Source organism: Chryseobacterium viscerum (assembly GCF_025949665.1).
Classification (GTDB): Bacteria; Bacteroidota; Bacteroidia; order Flavobacteriales; family Weeksellaceae; genus Chryseobacterium; species Chryseobacterium viscerum_A.
This window is the reverse complement of the sequence record NZ_JAPDFT010000001.1, coordinates 2561147-2584693: the sequence shown is the minus strand read 5'-3', so window position 1 is coordinate 2584693 and position 23547 is coordinate 2561147. Positions and strand designations below refer to the sequence as shown.

Genomic DNA, 23547 nt, shown 5'->3' with positions numbered 1-23547 from the left:
CACAATGGAAAACAAGGAACAAACTACCCAAAATACAACACCAACTCCGGCAGCATCTGCTGCAGAAAACAAGAAAAAGAAAAATAAAACCAATAAAATCAGAGCTATTATTTCTAATATCATTGTTTTTCTGGTGATCGGTTTCGGATTATTCTGGTTAATACGTGAATATTTCCATATCGGAAGCAAAACCTATACGGAAGCGGCACAGGTGGAAGAATTTATTAATCCTATCAATACAAGGGTTTCTGCATACATCAAAGAAATTAAGTTCATTGAACATCAGCGTGTAAAGAAAGGAGACACATTGGTAATCCTTGATGAACGTGAAATTCTTACCCAATTGGGACAGGCAGAAGCTGCTTATCAGAATGCAATGGCGCAAAAAACAGCAACAAGTTCTTCTGTGAATACGGTTTCCAACAATATCAACGTGATGCAGTCTAATATTGCGGGAGCAAAAGCCAGATTGTGGAATGCTGAGCAGAATTTAAACCGATATAAAAATCTTTTATCAGCCGAAGCGGTTACAAGACAGCAATATGATCAGGTGAAGACAGAATATGATGCGCAAAAGGCCGCTTATGAAACTTTAGTGAATCAAAAACAATCTGCAAACCTTTCCACTACAGAAGTGAAAAGCAGATTGGGGATTAATGATGCTGAAATTAAAAGAACAAAATCTGCCTTGGATATGGCGAGAATCAATCTTTCGTATACGGTTATTACAGCGCCTTATGATGGAGTAATGGGAAGAAGAACAATTTCTGAAGGGCAGTTGATCCAGCCAGGACAACAGGTTGCAACTATCGTTCTGAACGGGCAGAAATGGGTAACTGCTAATTTCCTGGAAAGCCAGATGCCAAATATCAAAGTAGGAGAAAAAATTTCCATGACAGCTGATGCTTTAGGAGGGAAAAAATTCGAAGGAGTCGTAACAGCGGTTTCTGCAGCTACGGGATCAAGATATTCAAGTGTACCAACAGATAATTCTACCGGAAACTTCATTAAAGTACAGCAGAGAATTCCTGTAAGAATAGAATTTACGGCTTCCAATAAAAAAGAAGATCTGGATAAACTGAGCGCCGGAATGAATATGAATGTGAATATCGGTCAGTAATTTAAAGATTTAATCATTGAAAGATTAAAAGATTGGAAAAATATAGAAGTTAAGCGGAAAACTTTCAGCCACTAATTTCTAGTTTCTAACCTCTAATTTCTAAATTCATCATGTACAACAAAGGATTATATAGCGATTGGGTACCGAAACCCGTACAGCTGCTGCTGATTGTATTACTGCTTGCCGTGGTAATGCCCATCGGTGGAGTGTATACCGGAAATATCAGTTCTCTGGTAAGCGGTACCGGTGCCATGACAGAATATTTTATGTGGGCTAACTATGCAACTACCATTGGGATGGGAGCCTGTATGCCTGTTGTTCTCAGAATCAAAATGAGATTCAAAGTAAGGGATAAGATGGTTTTACTTCTGGTGCTTTTAGGATTGCTCAGTTATGTAAACGGAACTACTTTACAGCCAATGATCTTCATATTTACTTCTTTAGTGATAGGCTTTATGAAAATGATGGTCACCATAGAACTGTTTCTGCCACTGATGGTCATGATTGGAAACCGGGGAATGTTTTACGGAGCATTCTATACCTTCGTTCTTGTAATGAATCAGGTGGCTACTTATTATGCGGCTGAATTTGCTCTTATCTACAACTGGCAGCAGTTTTATGTGTTCACGGCGGTTTTATGCTTTACACTTGCATTAATACACTGGATTTTTATGCATAATAAATATTTTGCATTAAAAGTTCCCCTGCATTATATTGATTGGCTAAGTATTTTACTTTTCATTTCAACTTTCATGTTTTCGGCGTATGTGTATTCATTTGGGAGACAGCAGGACTGGTTCAATTCTAAGAATATTATATATGGAAGTATTGCTGCTTTTGTGAGTTTTGCACTGCTTTCTATCCGTCAGCTAACTTTAAAGCGACCGTACCTTTCATTCAAAATTTTTACAAAAAATAATGTACAGCACGGTTTATTCATGCTGTTTTGGCTGGGAATGTTTTTAGGAACAGCTTCTATTCAGAATACTTTTGCGGTGGGAGTTTTGGGCTATGATCAGGTGACCAATACCAGACTGAGTTTACTGATGATTCCCGGGATTATCCTGGCCGGAGTCATTGCCATTTTCTGGTTCAAAAAAGAAAAGCCTTTGAAAATGTATATTTTTTCCGGATTTTCTGCAATGATTGGATATGCCATTATTATGTACTTTTCTATGGTATTGGAATTCAATTATGATAACTGGTATCTGCCTATGTTTCTAAAGGGGTACGGAATGTGTTCACTGTTTATCTCCGTATGGTTTTATACGCTGGATAAGCTTGAAATGGATGAAATGCTGGCAGCCATCGGGCTTGTATTGGTTTGGAGAACTTTTCTTGCCGTAGGAATTTTTTCAACACTCTATTCATGGTTTCAGTACCGTTTTCAGGTTACAGCAATTGGTGATCTTGCTGTTTATATGGATGGAATGACCGTTACTCCTCAGAATGTAGCAGCCAATATGAAAGCCATTCAGCTCAATGCCATTATCATAGCCACCAAGAAGATATTCGGATATATTATTTTAGTTGGATTTGGAGTGCTGATTTATGTTGCTACCCATCATTTCGGAGCAAAACGTTTCCAGTATTTCAGGTTTATAAGAGTTTTGGGAGGTAAATCCGTTATCGCAAGAAGACGACTCCGTGAAAGAAGAAAACTGTTAGAAGAAATAAAAGATGCAGCAGGGCCTGCAATATAAAAAATACCTTGTTTTTCACTAGTAAAATCCTGGTCCTTCGTTGGGCTGGGATTTTACGTTTTTTAATGGGGAAGCTGGACGCTGGAAGAGGGAAGTAATGAAAGACGGTTTATAGCTGTTGTTTTATTTAAAATCTTTACTTCAAAAGAAGTTATTATAACTTTCCACTCCCTTCTTCCTTTTTCCATTTTTTTTTAAAAAAGGAAAAATCTCATACATTGTTATTTTTATTCTTTCTAAATAAGAATTATCTTTGTGAAATTATAAAACTTTGAAGTAGAAAGAATGAAAAAGCAGTATGCGTTCATAGGTCTTTTGGTTTCGGGATTGATGATTTCCCAGACCGTGAAAGATTCTATTGCCTCTAAAGGTATTGAAGATGTGGTGATCGTAGCCTCCAGAAAACCTACAAAAATCTCTGAAGTTCCGGGAACGGTTTGGGTCGTACAGAAAGAAAAGATTCAGGAACAGGCTAAAAGTGGAGTTCCTATCAAAGAAATGTTATCGATTCTGATACCTTCTATGGATATCGGTCCGCAGGGAAGAACCAATTACGGACAGAATATGAGAGGACGTTCAGCGCTTGTAATGATCGATGGAGTTTCCCTGAACAGTATCCGTGCCATAAGCCGTCAGCTGGATGCAATAGATCCTTTTAATATCGAAAGAATTGAAGTACTTTCTGGAGCAAGCTCAATTTATGGAGGTAATGCTACCGGTGGAATCATTAATATTATTACAAAAACACCTTCTAAAAAAGGAATCAGCGGCGAAACTGAATTGGGGGTACGTACAGGATTTATGGGAAAAGATGACCATGATTTCCGTGCCGCTCAGTCTATTGCTGCAAAAGGAGATAAGTTCTTTGGAAGACTGGGAGTGGCTTATCAGCAGAATGGTGGAGTATATGGAGCAGATCAGAAACAGCTTTTTACAGATATTACACAAACTGACCTTCAGTATAATCAATCAATAGATATCCTTGCGACAGGAGGATATCAGTTTAACAATAAACATAAAATAACAGCCTCTGTTCAGTATTACAATTCTAAATTTAATGGAGACAGAAGTTTATTTTTAGGTGAAAATCTAAGTGCATTTACTACAAAAAATGCTTCATTACTCGAAATGAGAGATGGTTTCTCATCCGATAAAAATGTAGGAACAGAGCGTTATATGGCAACCGTAGCTTATAATGGCAACGGAATTTTAGGCGGACAGGATTTGTATGTACAATTGGCTACCCGTGGTGAAAAATTAGGATTCTATCCATTCCCGGGAAATGTTACTTTACAGACAGGAAAAATACCTTATATGTCCTCTTCACAGCAGGATACCTATTATTCGGGGATTAAAGCTTTATTATCAAAATCATGGCGAGGATTGAATGTTACCTATGGAGCAGACTTTGATTTTGAGAAATTTGAAGGAACACAATCCGTTTATGATATTGCCAAAACAATGTCCAGCGGAGGTTTGGTGAATGAAACAAAATACAGTCTGGGAAGATACCCAACCAATCACTCACAGAGCTACGCAGGATATGTTCAGGCAAAGTACAATGTTTTCCCAAAATTACAATTGAATGCCGGAATCCGTTATCAGCACATCAACGTAAAAATGGATGATTTTGTAGGTTCAGAACAGCAGACACAGATTGCTATGGGTTATGGAAGTTCAGCATCGGCAATTCCCGGAGGTGAAAGTTCTTATAATGTGACCCTAGCCAATGCCGGATTGTTGTACAAATTCAATGAGCAGCATCAGGTTTGGGGAACTTTTTCCCAGGGAGCAAGCTTAGCAGATCCTGCTAAATTTTACGGAATCGGACAGTATAAATTGGTAGGAACAAACTGGGATGTAGTATCCAGTATCAATGTGAAAGAACAGCCTCTTCAGGCTATCAAAACCAATCAGTTTGAGGTAGGGTACCGTGTCAACAGAGGTGGTTTAAGAGCTCAGATTGCCGGATTTTTGAGTAATTCAGACAAAACCGTTGCTGTAGATAAGAAGACTTTCCAGATTCTTGTGAATGATCTGAAATTAAGAAATATGGGAATTGAAGCTGAGGTTTCTTATTCGTTAAATAATGGCGTTTATTTTGGGGCAAGCGGACTTTTGATTAAATCTGAGGTAGATAACAAAGGAGAATGGCAGAAACAGGAGATTTACAATGCTTCTCCTTCAAAATTGGTAACCTATATCGGATATAATATTCAAAACTGGTCATTCAGATTCCAGTCTTTGCAGAATTTCAAACAGAAAGACGAGCTTAATAATGTGGTGGAAGGCTATAATACTTCAGATCTGATGATAGGATACAGATTCCATTTTGGAAAATTCAATTTAGGAATCCAGAATCTATTCAATACAGACTATCAGACGATATGGAGCAAGCGTTCTCAGGTACTGTATTCTACTTACGGACTTCCGGAACTGTTTAATTATAAAGGAAGAGGAAGAACATTTAATCTGTCTTATACTTTTGAATTTTAAAAATAAGATGAAGGTAAAAATGCCTTGATCTGAAAACATATTGTATTTCAAATCCGGTTTCTGAATTAATCGGAAACCGGATTTTAACTTAAAAAAAATCAGTTATGGCAAAAATTTCAACAGGGCAGATCGTTGCCGAAGTTACCAGAAAAGAATACATTACTGACCATTTTATCAGAGTGTATTTGTACTCACCAGAAGTTCAGTTGTTCAAAAATACGATGGTGGGAGACAATAATAAAATTGCCGTTCCTCCGGCAGGACTGAATGAGATTCATTTTCCGACATTGGACGAAAATCATCAGTGGGTGTATCCGTTAAAAGAAGTGGCTCCGGCCATCAGAACCTATACCCACAGAGGAATTGATCTGAAAAAAAATGAATTAATCATCGATTTTGTAGATCATGGAGACGGCGGTCCGGCTTCTAAATGGGTGAGAGAAGCTGAAGCAGGTTCAAAACTGGGAGTGATGATGCGTTTGGAAGGTAAGGAGTTGTACCCTGCTGCAGATTGGTATTTGTTGGTAGGAGATGCTACGGCCATTCCGGTGATCAGTGCTATTTTGGAAACGCTTCCTGAAACGGCAAGAGGTACATGCATTATTGAAGTTCATGGAAAAGAAGACGAGCAGCTGCTTGAAACGAAAGCCCAAATTGATTTTAAATGGTTACACAATGCGCAGCCTCAGATCAGCAGTGAAATTTCAAATGCTGTAAAAAGTATTGATCTTCCTGAGACTACAAAATTTGGCTATGTTGCATGTGAATTCTCAAGCGTGAAAGAAATCCGTACTTATCTGAGAAAAGAAAAAAACTGGACCCCTCAGGAATTATATGCTTATTCTTACTGGAAAGCAGGTGTAGCAGAAAATGAGTCGCAGGCAGATAGACATAAGGAGAAGGATTCGATGGAGTAGATGGTGGGGGAGTTTGAGAGTTTGAGAGTTTGAGAGTGGGAGAGTTTAAGGTTTAAGGTTTAAAGTTGTAGATATGCCACATCTCGAAACCCGTACCTCGCAACCGCAGCATTCAACCAACTAAATAAACCAGCAACCAGCAACAATAACTCGCAACAAAAACCAACAACAAAATAACTCGCAACTATCACCCCGAACCCGTATCTTTGCACCCATGAAAGATTTAATGGGCAGAGCGATCTGGGATTATTACCATAATGACAATCCTGAAGATCTGCAGACTGAAACGTCAATTTCTGAGCTGGATGAACTTCCGGTGGATTATTTATTCAGAGATTTTGAAGACATGAATGATATTGAGCAGAAAGCACTGCAATTATCCGAAGGAAAAATTCTGGACATTGGAGCAGGTGCTGGTTCTCATTCTTTATATCTTCAAAATGAAAGAAACCTTGAGGTGACCGCATTGGATATTTCCCCAAAATCAATTGAGGTTTGCAAGCTGAGAGGCATTGAAAAAGCAGTTTGTGAAAATATGCTTGACTTTTCAGGAGAAACTTTTGATACCATTTTATTACTGATGAACGGTACCGGAGTTTTTGAAAGCCTTGCGAAAATTGATACCTACCTTCAGAAGCTGCAGACTTTACTGAACGATGGCGGACAGGTTCTGATTGACAGTACAGATATTCTTTATATGTTCGACCGTGATAAAGATGGCGGAGTATATATTCCGGCTGGTGGATATTACGGAGAACTGGAGTATGTAGTGCATTATAAAGGAGAATCTGAGGAACCGATTACCTGGCTGTATCTTGACTTCAATACCTTGAAGAATGCAGCCAAAAACAATGGCTTCAAAATAGAAAGAGTTTTGAAAGATGAGGATTCTTACTTAGCAAAACTGACTAAGAAATAATTGACAACAAGTCATTGCGAACTGAAAACGATGCAATCTCATAAATTCATATATTGTCATTCTGTACACCGGGATGACTTTTTTTTGTACTATTTCTAGCCCCGATAGAAACGGTTACCCCACAGCATGCGGTTGGCTCTTTGGCCAGGCGCGAGGAGTAAAAGTGGATAGCGGGAATAAGCTCCTTATTACTGTTTGAATAGATGGACGGCCTTTGCCAACGGATAGTAAGAGAACCATTCCTGGGAATAAAAATACATCAGAACCGCGGTTCCGGCACATAAAACAACAGGAAGAATATAAGATTCTGCACGGTAAGGAAGTTTTTTTGGAGTTGCTAGAACACTGATGACAAGTAAACCTAAAGCTCCTATTGAAATAACTCCAATTTCGGGACTGTATCTGGAAGTTGTACCAAAGTCAAAATGGGAAAGCAGAACATACTTCTGAAATATAAAAAACAGCAATCCAAATACAAGTGTAAGGAAGGCAGGGAAGTATTTTTTGAGTTTGATTAGATTAAAACACAGTAAAATTGCTCCGGGAATCGTACTGAAAAAAACACTGGTGACCAAAATTGTCATCCGTGAATAAAGCCTTATGGCCTCAGGATCTTCTGTGATATGATCTTTCCAGACCTCTACTTCTTCTGCACGTTTTGCCTCCTCAATTTCTTTTTTATGCTGGATCAATTGCTGAACAGCCATTTTTTCCTGTTCGCTGAAAATACGTCCTCTTTCTTCCAGAATTTCAAATGCGACCTGAACAGCTTCAGGAACAAAGCGGTTGCCTTCCTTTAAATATCCTTCCAATTCCTGATTGGAAAGTTTTCGTAAAACATTTTTACTGACCATAAGCTGTATATAAAAGAAAGGCTGCTTCTTGTGAAACAGCCTGTTATCTTTATAAGGATTTTAATTATCCGATTTCAATACCGTTCTCAACATTGCTGTCGTCCGGTGTTACGAAAGATAATTTTCCGTCTGGTTTTGTTGTTAATAATAACATTCCCTGAGATTCAATTCCTCTGATTTTTCTTGGAGCAAGGTTCAGAAGGATCATTACTTGCTTCCCGATTACTTCTTCAGGAGTGAAACTTTCTGCAATCCCGGAAACAACAGTTCTTACATCTACTCCTGTATCTACAGTAAGTTTTAATAATTTATCTGCTTTTTCTACTTTTTCAGCTTCTAAAATGGTTGCTGTTCTAAGGTCTATTTTAGTAAAGTCATCAAATGTGATCTCTTCTTTCATAGGGTTTGCGTTAGGATTTGTTTTTTTATTGTTTTGTTTTGTGTTTTCAAGCTTTTGGATCTGAGCTTCAATGACATCATCTTCAATTTTTGAGAAAAGAAGAGATGATTCGTTGATTTTACGGCCTGTTTCGATTAATACTGATTGATTCTCAATAGAACTCCAGTCTTTCTTTTCAACATTGAACATGTTCAATAGTTTTTCAGAGCTGAAAGGCATGAAAGGTTCACATAACTGAGCTAAAGCAACAGCAATTTGTGCTCCAACGAATAAAGATTGAGCTGCTTTTTCCGGGTTATCTTTAATGGTTTTCCAAGGTTCTTCTGTCTGAAGGTACTGGTTTCCAAAACGGGCAAGATTCATTAATGCAGTCAATGAATTTCTAAACTCATAATTTTCAAGGAATCCTGAGATTTCTTTTGCAGATTTACTTATTTCCTGCAGTTCAGGACTGTTTACATCTCCTTGTGGAACAACACCATCATAATATTTATGGATAAGAACGGCAACTCTGTTGATGAAGTTTCCGAAGATACCTACCAACTCAGAATTATTCTTAGTCTGGAAATCCTTCCATGTAAAGTTGTTATCCTTTGTTTCCGGAGCAGATGAAAGAAGAGCATATCTTAAAACATCCTGCTGTCCAGGGAAGTCTTCCACATATTCATGAGCCCATACTGCCCAGTTTCTTGATGTTGAGATCTTATCGTTCTCAAGGTTCAGGAATTCAAAAGCAGGAACATTTTTAGGCATAATATAATCTCCGTGCGCTTTCATCATCGAAGGGAAAATAATACAGTGGAATACAATATTATCCTTTCCGATAAAATGTACCAGATCACTGTCTGGACTCTGCCAGTAGTCTTTCCAGTCTTTTCCGTTTTTCTCTGCCCATTCTTTGGTGAAAGAAATATAGCCGATAGGAGCATCAAACCATACGTATAATACTTTCCCTTCCGCATTTGGAAGTGGAACCGGAACACCCCAGTTAAGGTCTCTGGTCATCGCACGAGGCTTAAGGCCGTCATTTAACCATGATTTTACCTGTCCGTATACATTAGGTTTCCAGTCATCTTTATGGCCCTCAATGATCCACTCGTTTAAAAAGTCTTCGTATTCGTTTAATGGCAGATACCAGTTTTTTGTTTCTTTAAGGATAGGAACATTTCCGCTAAGCATTGATTTCGGATTGATCAGCTCAGAAGGAGAAAGGGTAGAACCACATTTTTCACACTGGTCTCCATAAGCATTTTCGTTTCCACAGTTAGGACATGTTCCTACAATATAACGGTCAGCAAGGAATTCTCCTGCCTGCTCATCAAAATACTGTTCAGAAATTTCTTCTGTAAATTTTCCTTTCTCGTATAAAACCTTGAAGAAATCCTGGCTGGTTTCGTAATGGTTTTTAGACGTTGTTCTTGAATATTCATCAAATGAAATTCCCAGATCAGCAAAAGATTTTTTAATGATCCCGTGATATTTGTCAACGATATCCTGAGGAGTTACTCCTTCTTTTTTAGCTCTTATGGTAATAGGAATTCCGTGCTCATCCGAACCACAGATAAACGCTACATCTTTTCCTAATCTTCTCTGAAATCTTGCGTAAACATCCGCAGGAATATAAACACCTGCCAAATGTCCTATATGAACCGGCCCGTTTGCATAAGGCAAAGCTGCCGTAATCATCTTTCTGTTTGACATTTATAGTAAAGTTTTAACTGCAAAGATAAGGAATATCTGTTGAATACCGCTATTGGTGGTGTTATTATGCTGCAGAAAGCAAATTTTGAAGATTGAATATGAATTTAAGTTAAACGGTTGTTTAACTAAATATTAAATTAATTCAAATGTTATGCAATGCATAAGACGGTGCAAATTATTGAAATTTAAAAAACTAACTAAAAAGTGTTTCGTAATATACATAATTTTAACTAAAATTATATTAAAATTACGATAATTCTATTTTTTTTTTAAATTGCGAGTCTGGCTACAAGCCGAATTAAGACTGAAAAAACGAAACTATAAAAAAATATGATTGTGAATAATTTTACAACAGTATTGAAAATTGCACCTGCTTTTTTATTGGCCAGTACAATAATGCATGCGCAGAAAAAAGACTCTGTTCCTCAGGAGAAGAAAATTGAGGAAGTTGTATTAATCGGATATGGAAAGCAGAAAAAATCTGATCTTACCGGTTCTATAACTTCTGTTACGGCAAAAGACTTCAACGGAGGGGCAACTTCTGCAGGACAGTTGATCCAGGGGAAAACTCCAGGGGTACAGATTACCAATAACAGTGGAGCTCCGGGCTCCGGGACCAAGATCAGGATCAGGGGAACATCTTCTTTAAGTGGTGAAAACTCTCCTTTGATTGTAATTGATGGAGTTCCCCAGGACTTTGTAGGAATGAATGGTGTTTCTGATCCTTTATCATTAATTAACCCGAATGATATTGAAACATTTGATATTCTTAAGGATGCTTCGGCTACTGCTATCTATGGTAACAGAGCTTCTAACGGGGTTATCCTTATTACTACCAAGAAAGGAACGGCAGGAAAGTTTAAGTTGAATTTTTCAACGGTAACTTCAGTTTCTACTAAAATGGGAAAGGTAGATGTGTTAAATGCTCAGGAGTTTAGGGATTTTGTTAATACTTATGCACCTGCCGGTTATAAAACTAAACTTGGAAATGCTGATACCGACTGGCAAGATCAAATTTACCAGGCAGCATGGGGTACAGATAATAATGTTGCCCTTTCAGGAGGTATTAAAGGTCTTCCATACCGCTTATCATTAGGGTATAATGAGCAGAACGGTATTGTAAAATCAAATTCTTTCCGCAGAACTTCTGTAGGATTGAACTTAAATCCTAAATTCTTAGATAACCATTTATCCGTAAATGTGAATGCAAAAGGAACATTTACCGATAATAGATTTGTAGATGGTGGAGTAATTAAAGCGGCTACTTATTTTGACCCTACACAACCAGTATATTCAGGAAACTCTAATTACGGAGGATATTATGAATGGCTGGATTCCGGATCTGCAACAGGATATAATGTAAATGCCAACTCCAATCCGCTTGGACTGATCAATGGAGTAAGAGATGTGTCTTCTGTCCTAAGAGGATTGGGAAATATTCAGTTAGATTATAAGTTTCACTTTCTTCCGGACCTTCATTTCAATGTGAACGCCGGATACGATTATACAAAAAGTGATGGACACAAATTTAAAGACGCCCGTCTGAGACCAGGTTTTGAAGATAAGGGAAGCTCTAATTTCTATTCTATGGAAAAGAAAAACAAGCTTTTGGAAACCTATTTTAATTATGTAAAAAACATCAGTGCTATTAATACTGGTGTGGATATTACTGCAGGGTATTCTTATCAGGATTTCAATATTTATCTTCCAGGTGCTATCACTTATAGAGGAACAGGAATTAACTCGCAGGATTTAGACTTCAAAACTCGAAATACACTGATTTCATTTTATGGAAGAGCTATTTTTACCATAGCTAATAAATATGTTATTTCAGGATCGGTTCGTAAAGATGGTTCTTCCAGATTTTTCAACGGAACCAGAGATAATGTATGGGGAGTTTTCCCTGGAGTTTCCTTAGCATGGAAGCTTAATGAAGAAAATTTCATCAAAAATATATCCTCAATCAGCACATTAAAACTAAGAGCTGGATGGGGTAAAACAGGTCAACAGGAATTACCTGCGCTTAACGGTAATAAACCTAATAATTATCCTGCTTTTGCAGCATACAACCCAAGTTATCAGGGAGCGGGCTATCAGTTTGGAAATGAATTCTATTTTATGTTCAGACCCGCCAACTATAACCCGAATCTTACCTGGGAAACAACTACTACGAAGAACTTAGGATTAGATTTTGGTTTTAATAAAAACAGAATCACAGGATCAATAGATGTCTTCAGAAAAGATACCAAAGATCTTCTTGTATATGCTGATGAACCTGCAGGAGGTCTAAGTAATGCGAGCTGGCAGAACGTGGGTGATATGAAAAATGAAGGGATTGAAGGAAGTATTACAGTAATTCCGGTTAAAAACCAAAATACAACCTGGGAAGTAAGCTTTAATGCTACTCATTACAAGCCGGTCATCACGAAGCTTAAAGACAGAGCGGATGAATCATTTAATATGGAAGTAGGAGGTATTGAAGGAGGTTCTGGAAACAGAATTCAGGCTCATGCAGTAGGATATGCACCTAACTCATTCTGGGTATACCAACAGGTATATGATACTAATGGAAAGCCTGTGGATGGAGCTTTTGTAGACAGAAATGGTGATGGTGTGATCAGTACAAAAGATATGTATTATTACAAATCTACAACACCTGATGCAATTTTAGGTTTCTCTACTAAAGTATCTCATAAAAACTGGGATTTTGCGTTAAGCGCAAGAGCAGTATTAGGAAACTATGTATATAATAATGCTGCTTCAAATAGTTCACTGCAATCTGCATCTACCAACGAATATCTTCAGAATGTATTCACTACGGCACCTCAGTATAAGTTTGCCGTTCCTCAATACAAATCTGATATTTATGTTGAGAATGCTTCATTCCTGAGACTGGATAATATCAATGTAGGATACAATTTCGGAGAAATTTTCACTAAAGGAAGTAATCTGAAAGTATATGCAATGGCGCAGAATGTTTTTGTGATCACTAAATATTCAGGAGTAGATCCTGAAGTTTTCGGTGGAATAGATAATGGTTACTACCAAATGCCTAAGATTTATTCTTTAGGTTTTAACTTCCAATTTTAAATAAGAATTCAATGAAACTAAATAGAATTAAACTTAAAAATATAGTATTGCCTCTTTCAGCAGTATTTTTATTGACAACAGCTTCTTGTGTGAAAGATCTTGAAAGAGAGCCCATCACAGATGTTACTTCAGCCAGTATATATAAGGATTTTGCCAACTATAAAAATGTGCTGGCAAAACTTTACGGAGGACTTGCTATGGGAGGTCAGATCAGTGGAGACGGTGATCAGCCGGATAGTGATATTAACGGCATCAATGGTGGTTTTTCTCAATATACCAGATTGATGTACACCCTGAACGTGGTTACCACCGATGAAGCTGTGATTGGCTGGAATGACGGAAATCTTCATACGCTTCACAAAATGAGCTGGGATGCATCTAATGAATTCATCGCTGCAATGTACTATAGAGTATATACAGAAATTGCTTTTTGTAATGAATTTCTGAGAAATGTAACAGATGAAAAATTGGCTTCCAATAATATTACCGGGGATAATCTTGCTCAGGCTAAATTAATGAGAGCTGAAGCACGTTTCCTGAGAGCGCAGTCGTATTATCATGCGATCGATATGTTCGGAAATGTTCCTTTTGTAGATGAATCCTACTTGCCGGGCTCTGTCAATCCACCACAAAGAATAGAAAGAAAAGCATTATTTAATTTTATTGAGTCCGAATTGCTTGCTGTAGCAGGTGAATTGAAAGACCCTAAAACCAATGAATACGGAAGAGCAGATAAAGCTGCTGTATGGTCATTATTGGCAAAATTATATTTGAATGCAGAAGTATATACCGGAACACAGAGAAATACAGACTGTATCACTTATTGTAATAAAGTGATTGCAGCAGGGTATTCTTTAAAACCAAAATACGATGATCTGTTCCTTGCAGATAATAATATTAATAACCCGGAGCAAATTTTAAGTGTAAATTTTGACGGAATCAATACGCAGACCAACGGAGGTACTACTTATCTAGTTCATGCCGCAATAGGTGGTGATATGAAAGCTGCTGATTTTGGAGTGAATGGCGGATGGAGTGGTTTAAGAACTACAAAAGCATTTGTAGGCTTATTCCCTACTAATGGAAGTGACAAAAGAGGAAGGTTCTTTACTTCAGGGCAAAATTTAGAAATTAATGATTTAGGTTCATTTACTGATGGTTATGCTTTTATCAAGTTTAAAAATGTGAAAAGTAACGGATCTGTTGGAGCGCACACCAACTGGGTTGAGGCAGATATTCCTTTATACCGTTTAGCAGACATCTATCTGATGTATGCAGAAGCTGTATTGAGAGGAGGTACTGGTGGAAGCCAGGCTACAGCAATCGGTTATATTAATCAGCTGAGAGAACGTGCGTATGGAAATACAAGTGGAAATGTATCTTCAATCAATCTCAACTTTATTCTAGATGAGAGGGGAAGAGAACTATCTTGGGAAATGACCAGAAGAAGTGATCTTATCCGTTTCAACAAGTTTACTACAGGAGATTATCTATGGCCATGGAAAGGAAATGTGAAAGATGGTAAAGCTGTAGAGAGCTACAGAAACCTTTTCCCTATTCCTGCTAAAGATATCGTAGCCAACCCTAATCTGATTCAAAATCCTGGGTATTAATTTAAAAACGTTTGAAATGAAAAATCTATTCAAAATATTGGCAGCTGTTTTTATCGGAATTTTAATGGTTTCCTGTGAGAAAGATGAAGATAAGGCAGTTCTTGAAGTAACCAAAAACCCTACTTTAACAGGAGATGTAGCCACATTAGTTTTGCTTAAAGCTAATGAAAATGATAAAGCAGTAAAATTTACTTGGACAAATCCCACATTTAATCTTGCTGTTGTTAATAGTAACACTCTTGAGTTTGCAAAAGCAGGAACCAGTTTCGCAAATGCTAAAAGTGCGGATTTAACAGCAAATGATCTGTCCAAAACTTATACTGTTAAAGATTTAAATAAAATTATTCTTGATGCAGGATTTCTTCCGGGGGTTGCAGCAAATATTGAAGTAAGAATGAAAGCTTCAGTAGGAAATGCTGCATCTTATTCCAACGTAATTCCAATGAGTATTACCCCGTATCTAACAGAATATCCTTCTTTTTATATTGTGGGAGAGGCATCTGCTGTTGGATGGAATGCAGGAGCTGCTCAGGTATTATATAAAAATGAAAATATTTCTACAATCTATACCTATCTGGAAAATGGGAAAGCATTCAGATTTTTAGGACAGAAAGACTGGAGTCCTTTGAACTATAGTTTAGATACAGCAGGAATGCAGGATGCTAATAAATATTTCAAAACATGGTCTTCCAATCTGGTAGCTGCAGCACCTGAAAATATGCAGTTTACAGGAGCTTCAGGAATGTACAAGATTACAATTGATTCTGATCTTGCCAAAAAAACAATAGATGTGGTTCCTTCCGCAATCAATAACTGGAACCCTGCTAATCTGTATATGGTAGGTACGATCAACGGATGGAATGCTGCAGGAGCTATAGCTATGACCAATTTAGGCGGAGGTAAATTTGAGCATACCATTATACTTTCTGCAGGTTCTCAATTTAAATTCCTGGGTCAGCAGAGCTGGGGAGATCTTGACTGGGGAAATATCTCTGGAGATGGAAACTCAGGCCTTATAGCTCCTAAAGGAAGCAATGGAAATATTAAAGTTGATGGTACTGGAGGAAGCTATAAAATTTCTGTAGATCTGAAATTAGGGACTTATAAAATAGAAGCATTATAATAATTAAAGAATAATAAATGGGTAAAGTGCTGTTACAGCGGCACTTTATCTATTTTTAAGTTAATAAATAGTCATTATGAAGAAAATTACAGTTGGAGCGCTTTTGCTCTCAATGATGTTTACAGGTGTGAAAGCCCAATCTTTAAAATCTCCGGACGGGAAGTTTGAAATGAGCTTTCAGCTGAAAGAAGGAGTACCTTACTATAACCTGAAATATAATGGTACAGTAGTAGTTGAAGATTCTAAATTGGGATTGAGATTATTTAAAGACACAGCCATAAAATTCGCTTCTGAGATTGCCAAACCAGAAGATGCAAAATACGATCTGAACAACGGTTTTGCAAAGACAGATGAAAAAAGAGACTCCAAAAATGAAACCTGGCAGCCGGTTTTAGGAGAAAAGAAAAACTATATCAATAACTACAATGAGCTGGCAGTTACCCTGAACCAGGCTTCTACAGACAGAAGTATTGTGGTGAAGTTCAGATTGTTTAACGATGGTCTGGGATTCCGATATGAATTTCCACAACAGAAAAACCTTAATTATTTCGTCATCAGAGAAGAAGATTCTGAAATTGATTTTCCTACTGATATGAAAGCATGGTGGATAGTTGCAGATTATGACTCTCAGGAATACCAGTATCAGGAAACAAAAGTATCTGAAATTCCTGCAAAATGGGATAAAGCATACGATGCGAACGCTTCACAGTCATTGGTGAAAAATGCAGTTCAGTCTCCTTTAATGCTTAAAAAAGAAGGAAAAGAACCATTGTATATCAACGTTGCTGAGGCTGCTGTATTAGATTATCCGGCTTCCCATCTGGAAGTGGATGCACAGAATTATAAGTTCAAAACGCATTTAACGGCTGACAGACAAGGGGCAAAAGGATACATTCAGACTCCGTCGGTTACGCCTTGGAGAACAATTATTGTAGCTCCGAAAGCAGAACAGGTAATGGATTCTAAAATGATCTTCAACCTTAATGAGCCTACAAAATATACTGATACTTCTTACATTCACCCTACAAAATACATGGGAGTTTGGTGGGAAATGATCATTGGGAAATCTCAGTGGGCGTACTCTACAGCTGAAAATGTTCATTTAGGTAAAACAGATTTTGCAAAATTAACTCCAAACGGAAAACATGCAGCCAATAATACAAAAGTTAAAGAATATATTGACTTTGCTGCAGAAAACGGATTCCAGGGATTATTGATCGAAGGATGGAATATCGGTTGGGAAGACTGGTTCGGACACTCAAAAGAATATGTTTTTGATTTCATTACCCCTTACCCGGATTTCGATATCAAAATGTTGAATGAATATGCCCATTCAAAAGGAATAAAGCTGATTATGCACCATGAAACTTCAGGTTCTGCAACGAACTACGAAAGATGGGCAGACAAAGCATTCCAAACGATGAATAAATATGGCTATGATGCTGTGAAAACAGGATATGTAGGAGATATTATTCCTAGAGGAGAACATCACTACTCTCAATGGACAATTAACCATTATTATAGAATTGCAGAAAAAGCAAACGACTATAAAATTATGGTCAATTCTCATGAATCTGTAAGACCTACAGGAGAAAGCCGTACCTACCCGAACTATATTTCTGCTGAAGCAGCACGTGGAACAGAATATGAAGCATTCGGAGGAAACAAGCCTGATCACCAGACGGTCCTTCCGTTTACAAGATGGATGGGTGGTTCTATGGATTATACGCCGGGTATTTTCCAGACAAAGTTAGATTATTATTTCCCTGGAGATAACCGTTTCGTAAAAACTACGCTGGTAAAACAGCTGGCTCTTTATGTAACAATGTATATGCCGCTTCAGATGGCTGCGGATCTTCCTGAAAACTACAAAAAGCATATGGATGCATTCCAGTTTATCAAGGATGTAGCAGCAGACTGGGATGATACAAAAATCTTATCTGCAGAACCTGGTGATTATGTAATTACAGCAAGAAAAGCAAAAGGTACTGAAAACTGGTTTGTAGGAGGTATTACTGATGAAAACAAACGTGAGTATACTGTAGACTTCTCATTCCTGGATAAAGGAAAGAAATATGAAGCAACGATCTATGAAGATGGAAAAGATGCTGATTATATAGATAATCCTCAAAGCTATAATATCTACAAGAAAGAGATTACAGGCAAATCAAAAATTAATTTTAAAATGGCAAGAAGCGGCGGTTTCGCAATTTCTATCAAGCCTGTAAAATAATTTTAAAGAGACACTAAGGTGCCCCGGTTCATCGGTTTTTCGATGTCCGGGGTATTTTTTGACAGATTATTTATCCCCTGCTGGCTGGTTCAGTTGTGAGTATTGATAGTCAGTATCAGGTGTCTGCTCCTTTAAGGATGCATTTTCGTTTTTTATTTTTTCCTTGTGTTTATATTCCCTCTGATATTGTTTTACCGTTTTTCCGGTTCCATCATGTCTCCATCCCGGTGAATAAAAAAGATACTTTATACGGTCTTTGAAAGAAAGTCCGGGCTGTCTGATATCTTTTCCTATTCTTCTCCATTCATAGAAAAGCATTGTTGCAGGATCTTTGGACTTTATTTTTGGATAGACACCATACTTCACAGGCACCTCTGGATCTTCTTTTTCAAAAGTTCCGAAAATCTTATCCCAGATAATCAGCCCCATTCCCATATTACGGTCAAGATATTTGATGTTGCAGGCATGATGTACCCTGTGATGAGAAGGGGTAACCAGAATATATTCTAAAAATCCCATACTTTTAATAGACTGTGTATGTACAAAGGTTCCGTAGATCTGTATCGCAGAATACGCTACCAGGATATGCCATGGATGAAAGCCCATAAACGCTAACGGAGAAAAAAACAAATACCTGTACAATGGCTGAAATACAGGACTTCTGAATCCTGTGCTGATGTTGAAATAATCAGAATTGTGATGCGTAATATGTACGGCCCAGAAGACACGTGAATGATGATCTACATAATGATGAACATAATAAGCGAAGTCCTGAGCGAGAAATACAGCAATCCAATACCAGATTCCCTCTTGCCAGTCGAAGATGCGGTGATGATAAAAAAACATCATGACAAATAAAGAGAAGCCTTTCATGATGATATCTAATCCATAGTTGAGCAATGCAAAAAGGACATTAGTTGCTACATCTTTGGTTTCGTAAATTTTTTCTTTATTGAAGTGACTGTAGGCCATTTCTGCGAAAATAATTACCGCAAAAACAGGGATAGTCCATGTGTAAACAACATCCGGACCCTCAGCGTGGAACATACTACTGAAATCAAACATTTTTTCTGTAAAACTAAAGATAAAAAGGGGGATAAATTAACTTTTAAGATGAATTTTTTATGAAAAATTTAAGTTTTTTCTATATAAGTTAAAAAATGAATGCCAAATTTTGAAAAATTGTAGGTATGAGGATGAAAAAAAGAGGACATTCTGCTATATTTTGAATGTCTATATGAAAATTAAATGCTAAATTGAACACTAATATGAAGACAATATTTGCCGCATTAGCCCTTTCAATAGCTTCTGCAGCCTTTTCCCAAAAAGTACTGGAAAGAATAGAACCGGCCTTCTGGTGGAAAGGAATGAAAAACCCTGAACTTCAGATTCTTGTGTACGGAAAAGACGTTGCCCATAACGAGGTTGTACTTTCGGATGGAATACAGATCAAAGACATCCGGAAAGTTGATAATCCGAATTACGTTTTTATTACCGTAAATACCAATGAAATAAATGTTCCGAAGTTTACTATTACTATTAAAAAAGGACGTAAAAACCTGAGTTCTTATGCATATGAACTGAAGCAAAGGAATCCCGGATCTGCCAACCGCGAATCTTTTACCTCAAAAGATGTCATGTACCTGATCATGCCAGACCGCTTTGCCAATGGTAATGAGAAAAATGATTCAGAACCGGAACTTACAGAAAAAGCAGATCGAAGTCTGCCTAATGGAAGACATGGCGGAGATCTTAGCGGTATCATCAAGCATCTTGACTATATTCAGAATCTGGGAGCAACAGCAGTCTGGCTGACGCCAGTAAATGAAGACAATGAAAAAGTATATTCCTATCACGGATATGCCCAGACAGACCTGTATAAAATTGATGGCCGCTACGGAACCAATGAAGACTACAAAACTTTATCCAAAGAACTGAATAAACGGAATATGATGCTGGTGATGGATTATGTGACCAACCACTGGGGCGGCTCACACTGGATGATCAAAGACCTTCCTTCAAAAGACTGGATACACTGGTTTGATGAAGGAGAAAAAGGATTTAAACGTTCCAATTATAAAACGACAACGCAATTTGATACCAATGCTTCAGATATTGATAAAAAATATGCACTGGACGGATGGTTTGATACTACCATGCCGGATATTAATCAAAAAAATCCATTGGTTCTGAAATATCTGATTCAAAATGCAATCTGGTGGATAGAATATGCAGAATTGGGAGGATTCCGGGTAGATACCTATCCTTACAATGATAAAGAGGGTATGGCAAAATGGGCTAAGGCAATTACCGATGAATATCCAAAATTCAATATCGTAGGAGAAACCTGGCTTTATACAGCAGCACAAATTGCAGCCTGGCAGAAAAATTCTAAAATAGGAGAGATAGAAGGATACAATTCAAATTTACCCTCGGTAATGGATTTTATGCTGTTTGAAAATATGCCTAAAGCTCTTAAAGAAAAAGAAGGTTGGGATAAAGGGATGATCCGCATTTACGATTCCTTTACCAGCGATTTTCTTTATCCGGATATCAATAACCTTTTGGTTTTCTTTGAAAATCATGATACAGAAAGATGGAATGAAATCTTTAATGCAAATCCTGATGCTTACAAAATAGGACTTGCTTTGATCTCAACCGTAAGAGGAATTCCTCAGATCTATTACGGATCAGAAATAGGAATGAAAGGAGATAAGACGAAGGGAGGTGATGCAGATATCCGAAGAGATTTTCCGGGAGGCTGGAAATCTGACTCTCAGAATGCTTTCAATCCATCTGCTCAGACTCCGGAGCAAAAGGAATTTTTCCAGTTTACTCAAAAACTTCTGAACTGGAGAAAGGGCAAAGATGTGATTCATAACGGGAAAACTAAAAATTTCGTTCCTCAAGATGGCGTTTTTGTGTATTTCAGATACAATGAAAAAGAAAGAGTAATGGTGGTCATCAACAATAATGAAAAAGATCAGACGTTAGACTTGAAACGGTTTGCCGAATCACTTAATGGGTTTACAAAAGGAAAAGAAGTAATTTCAGGAAAAGAAATTTCATTACAAAACAGTATGAATATTCCTGCTAAAACACCATTAATCATTGAACTTGAAAAATAATTAATACATATGAAAAAACTAACGACTGCTTATACATTAATCCTCTTTGTACTGGGATTTTCTTTATTCAGCGCTCAGTCAAAAAATACATTTGAAAAAGAAAAATCGGAAATCAGTACAATGTTGGATGCATTCAACGTAGCTGCTGCAAAGGCAGATTACACAGGCTATTTTAATTTCTTTGCAGATGAATCTACCTTTATTGGAACAGATGCTACCGAAATATGGAATAAAAAAGAATTCATGGTATGGGCTAAACCTCATTTTGACAAGAAAAAAACCTGGAATTTTAAAGCGCTGAAAAGAAATATTTACTTCAGCAAAGATGGGAAATTGGCGTGGTTCGATGAACTATTGGATACCCAGATGAAAATATGCAGAGGTTCCGGAGTGGTAGAAAAAATCAACGGAAGTTGGAAGGTAAAACAATACGTTCTTTCTGTGACGGTTCCTAATGAGGTAGTGGATAAAGTGGTGATAGAAAAAGCACCTATCGAGGATGCATTAATCCAAAAACTGAAGTCATAATGGCAGAAATGTTGGGGAGATATAATACGGGACCGTTTGGAAAAAGAAAAAAGCCAGACTTATCCATGCTTCAGATTATTAACATGAGTATGGGATTCCTTGGAATTCAAATGGCGTTCGGATTACAAAATGGAAATGCAAGCCGTATTTTAGGTAATTTAGGAGCGGATGTTCACGAATTATCCTGGTTCTGGCTGGTTGCTCCTGTTACAGGTTTGATTGTTCAGCCTATTATCGGCCACATGGGAGACAATACCTGGAGCCCGTTGGGAAGAAGAAAACCTTACTTTTTAATTGGAGCCGTTTTGTGTGCTATAGGGCTTGTGCTTCTTCCGAATGCAGCTTCTGTGACTCAGATGTTCGCTGCCAATGCTCTTTTATTAGCTGTAATATTCCTTGCCATGATGGATGCTTCTGTAAACATCGCAATGGAGCCTTTCCGGGCATTGGTAGGAGATATGCTCCCGAAACATCAGGGCACAATAGGATTTTCAGTACAGACAATTCTGATTGGAATCGGGGCTGTATTGGGCTCTTATTTGCCGGATTGGTTAACAAAAATGGGAATTTCCAATGAAGCCCCGGCAGGGTTTGTAGCAGATAATGTGATTTATTCTTTTTATATAGGAGCAGGTTTGCTTATCATATCAATTCTTTACACTATAATGACAACCAGGGAATACTCTCCACAGGAGTTTGCTGATTTTGAAGATGGAAAAGAAGTTGAGAGGCAGGAATCTAAGTTTTCAGATATTTTCAAAGACTTTGCAGCAATTCCTGTACAGATGAAAAAGCTGGGAATTGTTCAGTTTTTTTCATGGTTTGCTTTATTTACCATGTGGGTTTTTACCACCAGCGCATTAGCTACCCATCATTTTGGACTTTCTCCGGAAGATACCCATTCCAAAGCATTTAATGATGCCGGGGACTTAACCGGAAAGCTTTTCGGAATGTATAATTTATGGGCAATCCCATTTGCTTTTTTATTGACACCTATCGCGAAACTGATTGGTAAAAAACAGACTCATGCTTTGGCTTTGCTATGTGGAGGTTTGGGACTTGTTTCAATGTATTTCATTAAAGATATCAACAATTTATGGATCTCCATGATCGGGTTAGGTTTTGCCTGGGCAAGTATTCTGGCAATGCCTTATGCGATGCTTATTGAAGTAATTCCACAGAGAAAAATGGGAGTTTATATGGGAATATTCAATTTCTTTATTGTTATTCCTCAGATCATCAATGGATTATTCGGAGGTCCTGTTGTAAGCGGTGTTTTCGGAAAACAGGCGATGGATTATGTTGTGGTAGGAGGTGTTTGCATGCTGATAGGAGCTGTAGTGACCATGATTTTTGTTAAATCAGAAGATGAAACCCCTAAGGAAATTGAAGAGGAGATCAAACAGGTGCATTTTTAACTAGAAACTAGAAGTTAGAAGTTGCGTAGAAAACTTTAATTTAAAACTGAAATAGTATAAACATATTCAATAGGAGCGGGCTTTAGCCCGCTTTCTCTTTTAGCTCCTATCAGCTGGCTTTAGCCAAAACTTAAATTGATTAATATTCAGAATCTATTAGTTTCCCGCAGATCTCCCAGATGACATATCATCTGTTCAATCTTCAGAAGAAAAAATATCCTGTATAAAATTTTATTGCAGATAAAATCCTTGCGCCTTAAAAAACATATTGAAAGTAAAGAAATCGCATCTTTGCGTAATCCAA

The 23547-nt window shown here is 37.6% G+C and carries 16 protein-coding genes; 12 read left to right on the top strand and 4 right to left on the bottom strand.

Translation table 11 applies throughout. The annotated features are described in order from the left end of the window. Positions 1-4 precede the first annotated feature (4 nt). Both OL225_RS11680 and OL225_RS11675 read left to right on the top strand, forming a co-directional pair. A complete protein-coding gene (locus tag OL225_RS11680; RefSeq protein ID WP_264518371.1) occupies positions 5-1120 on the top strand; it encodes an HlyD family secretion protein in 1116 nt (371 codons plus the stop codon). Between the two features lie 110 nt (positions 1121-1230). Further along, entirely contained in the window at positions 1231-2823 is a 1593-nt protein-coding gene (locus OL225_RS11675) for an MFS transporter (RefSeq protein ID WP_264518370.1), read from the top strand. A 62-nt stretch (positions 2824-2885) separates the two neighbouring features. On the opposite strand, the gene OL225_RS11670 is transcribed toward OL225_RS11675, so the two are convergent. After that, positions 2886-3011, bottom strand: a complete 126-nt coding sequence (locus OL225_RS11670) for a hypothetical protein (RefSeq protein WP_264518369.1) — start codon at positions 3009-3011, stop codon at positions 2886-2888. A gap of 97 nt (positions 3012-3108) precedes the next feature. Here OL225_RS11670 and OL225_RS11665 point away from each other — a divergent pair, with 97 nt between their 5' ends. The 3 genes from OL225_RS11665 to OL225_RS11655 all read left to right on the top strand — a co-directional run bounded on the left by OL225_RS11665 (position 3109) and on the right by OL225_RS11655 (position 7155). Next, a complete protein-coding gene (locus OL225_RS11665; RefSeq protein WP_264518368.1) occupies positions 3109-5319 on the top strand; it encodes a TonB-dependent receptor in 2211 nt (736 codons plus the stop codon). Between the two features lie 104 nt (positions 5320-5423). Then, positions 5424-6236, top strand: coding sequence for a siderophore-interacting protein (locus OL225_RS11660; RefSeq protein ID WP_264518367.1), 813 nt, complete (start codon positions 5424-5426; stop codon positions 6234-6236). 214 nt (positions 6237-6450) lie between these two features. After that, positions 6451-7155, top strand: a complete 705-nt coding sequence (locus OL225_RS11655; RefSeq protein WP_264518366.1) for a class I SAM-dependent methyltransferase — start codon at positions 6451-6453, stop codon at positions 7153-7155. Between the two features lie 188 nt (positions 7156-7343). On the opposite strand, the gene OL225_RS11650 is transcribed toward OL225_RS11655, so the two are convergent. Continuing rightward, the gene (locus tag OL225_RS11650) at positions 7344-8009 is read right to left on the bottom strand and encodes a hypothetical protein (RefSeq protein ID WP_264518365.1); all 666 of its coding nucleotides are present in this window, start codon (positions 8007-8009) and stop codon (positions 7344-7346) included. A 64-nt stretch (positions 8010-8073) separates the two neighbouring features. Continuing rightward, on the bottom strand, positions 8074-10110 hold the full coding sequence (gene metG, locus OL225_RS11645; protein ID WP_264518364.1) for a methionine--tRNA ligase: 2037 nt from the start codon (positions 10108-10110) through the stop codon (positions 8074-8076). A gap of 336 nt (positions 10111-10446) precedes the next feature. Between metG and OL225_RS11640 the strand changes: the two genes are divergently transcribed. From OL225_RS11640 to OL225_RS11625, 4 genes are all read left to right on the top strand, one after another. After that, positions 10447-13200, top strand: a complete 2754-nt coding sequence (locus OL225_RS11640) for a SusC/RagA family TonB-linked outer membrane protein (protein ID WP_047376975.1) — start codon at positions 10447-10449, stop codon at positions 13198-13200. An 11-nt stretch (positions 13201-13211) separates the two neighbouring features. Further along, a complete protein-coding gene (locus OL225_RS11635; RefSeq protein WP_264518363.1) occupies positions 13212-14813 on the top strand; it encodes a RagB/SusD family nutrient uptake outer membrane protein in 1602 nt (533 codons plus the stop codon). Positions 14814-14829: 16 nt separating this feature from the next. Beyond that, the gene (locus OL225_RS11630) at positions 14830-15936 is read left to right on the top strand and encodes a SusE domain-containing protein (protein ID WP_264518362.1); all 1107 of its coding nucleotides are present in this window, start codon (positions 14830-14832) and stop codon (positions 15934-15936) included. A gap of 76 nt (positions 15937-16012) precedes the next feature. Further along, positions 16013-18169: a glycoside hydrolase family 97 protein gene (locus OL225_RS11625; RefSeq protein WP_264518361.1), complete on the top strand. Its 2157-nt coding sequence runs from the start codon at positions 16013-16015 to the stop codon at positions 18167-18169. Positions 18170-18235: 66 nt separating this feature from the next. Here OL225_RS11625 and OL225_RS11620 read toward each other — a convergent pair whose 3' ends face one another. Next, complete coding sequence (locus OL225_RS11620; RefSeq protein ID WP_264518360.1) at positions 18236-19234, bottom strand: sterol desaturase family protein; 999 nt, start codon at positions 19232-19234, stop codon at positions 18236-18238. 203 nt (positions 19235-19437) lie between these two features. Between OL225_RS11620 and OL225_RS11615 the strand changes: the two genes are divergently transcribed. The 3 genes from OL225_RS11615 to OL225_RS11605 are packed head-to-tail and all read left to right on the top strand — an operon-like array spanning position 19438 to position 23243. Further along, positions 19438-21297: a glycoside hydrolase family 13 protein gene (locus OL225_RS11615; protein ID WP_264518359.1), complete on the top strand. Its 1860-nt coding sequence runs from the start codon at positions 19438-19440 to the stop codon at positions 21295-21297. A gap of 9 nt (positions 21298-21306) precedes the next feature. Next, on the top strand, positions 21307-21825 hold the full coding sequence (locus OL225_RS11610) for a nuclear transport factor 2 family protein (RefSeq protein ID WP_264518358.1): 519 nt from the start codon (positions 21307-21309) through the stop codon (positions 21823-21825). Beyond that, complete coding sequence (locus OL225_RS11605) at positions 21825-23243, top strand: MFS transporter (RefSeq protein WP_264518357.1); 1419 nt, start codon at positions 21825-21827, stop codon at positions 23241-23243. The genes OL225_RS11610 and OL225_RS11605 overlap by 1 nt, the downstream gene beginning before the upstream one ends. The last annotated feature ends 304 nt before the right edge of the window (positions 23244-23547 follow it).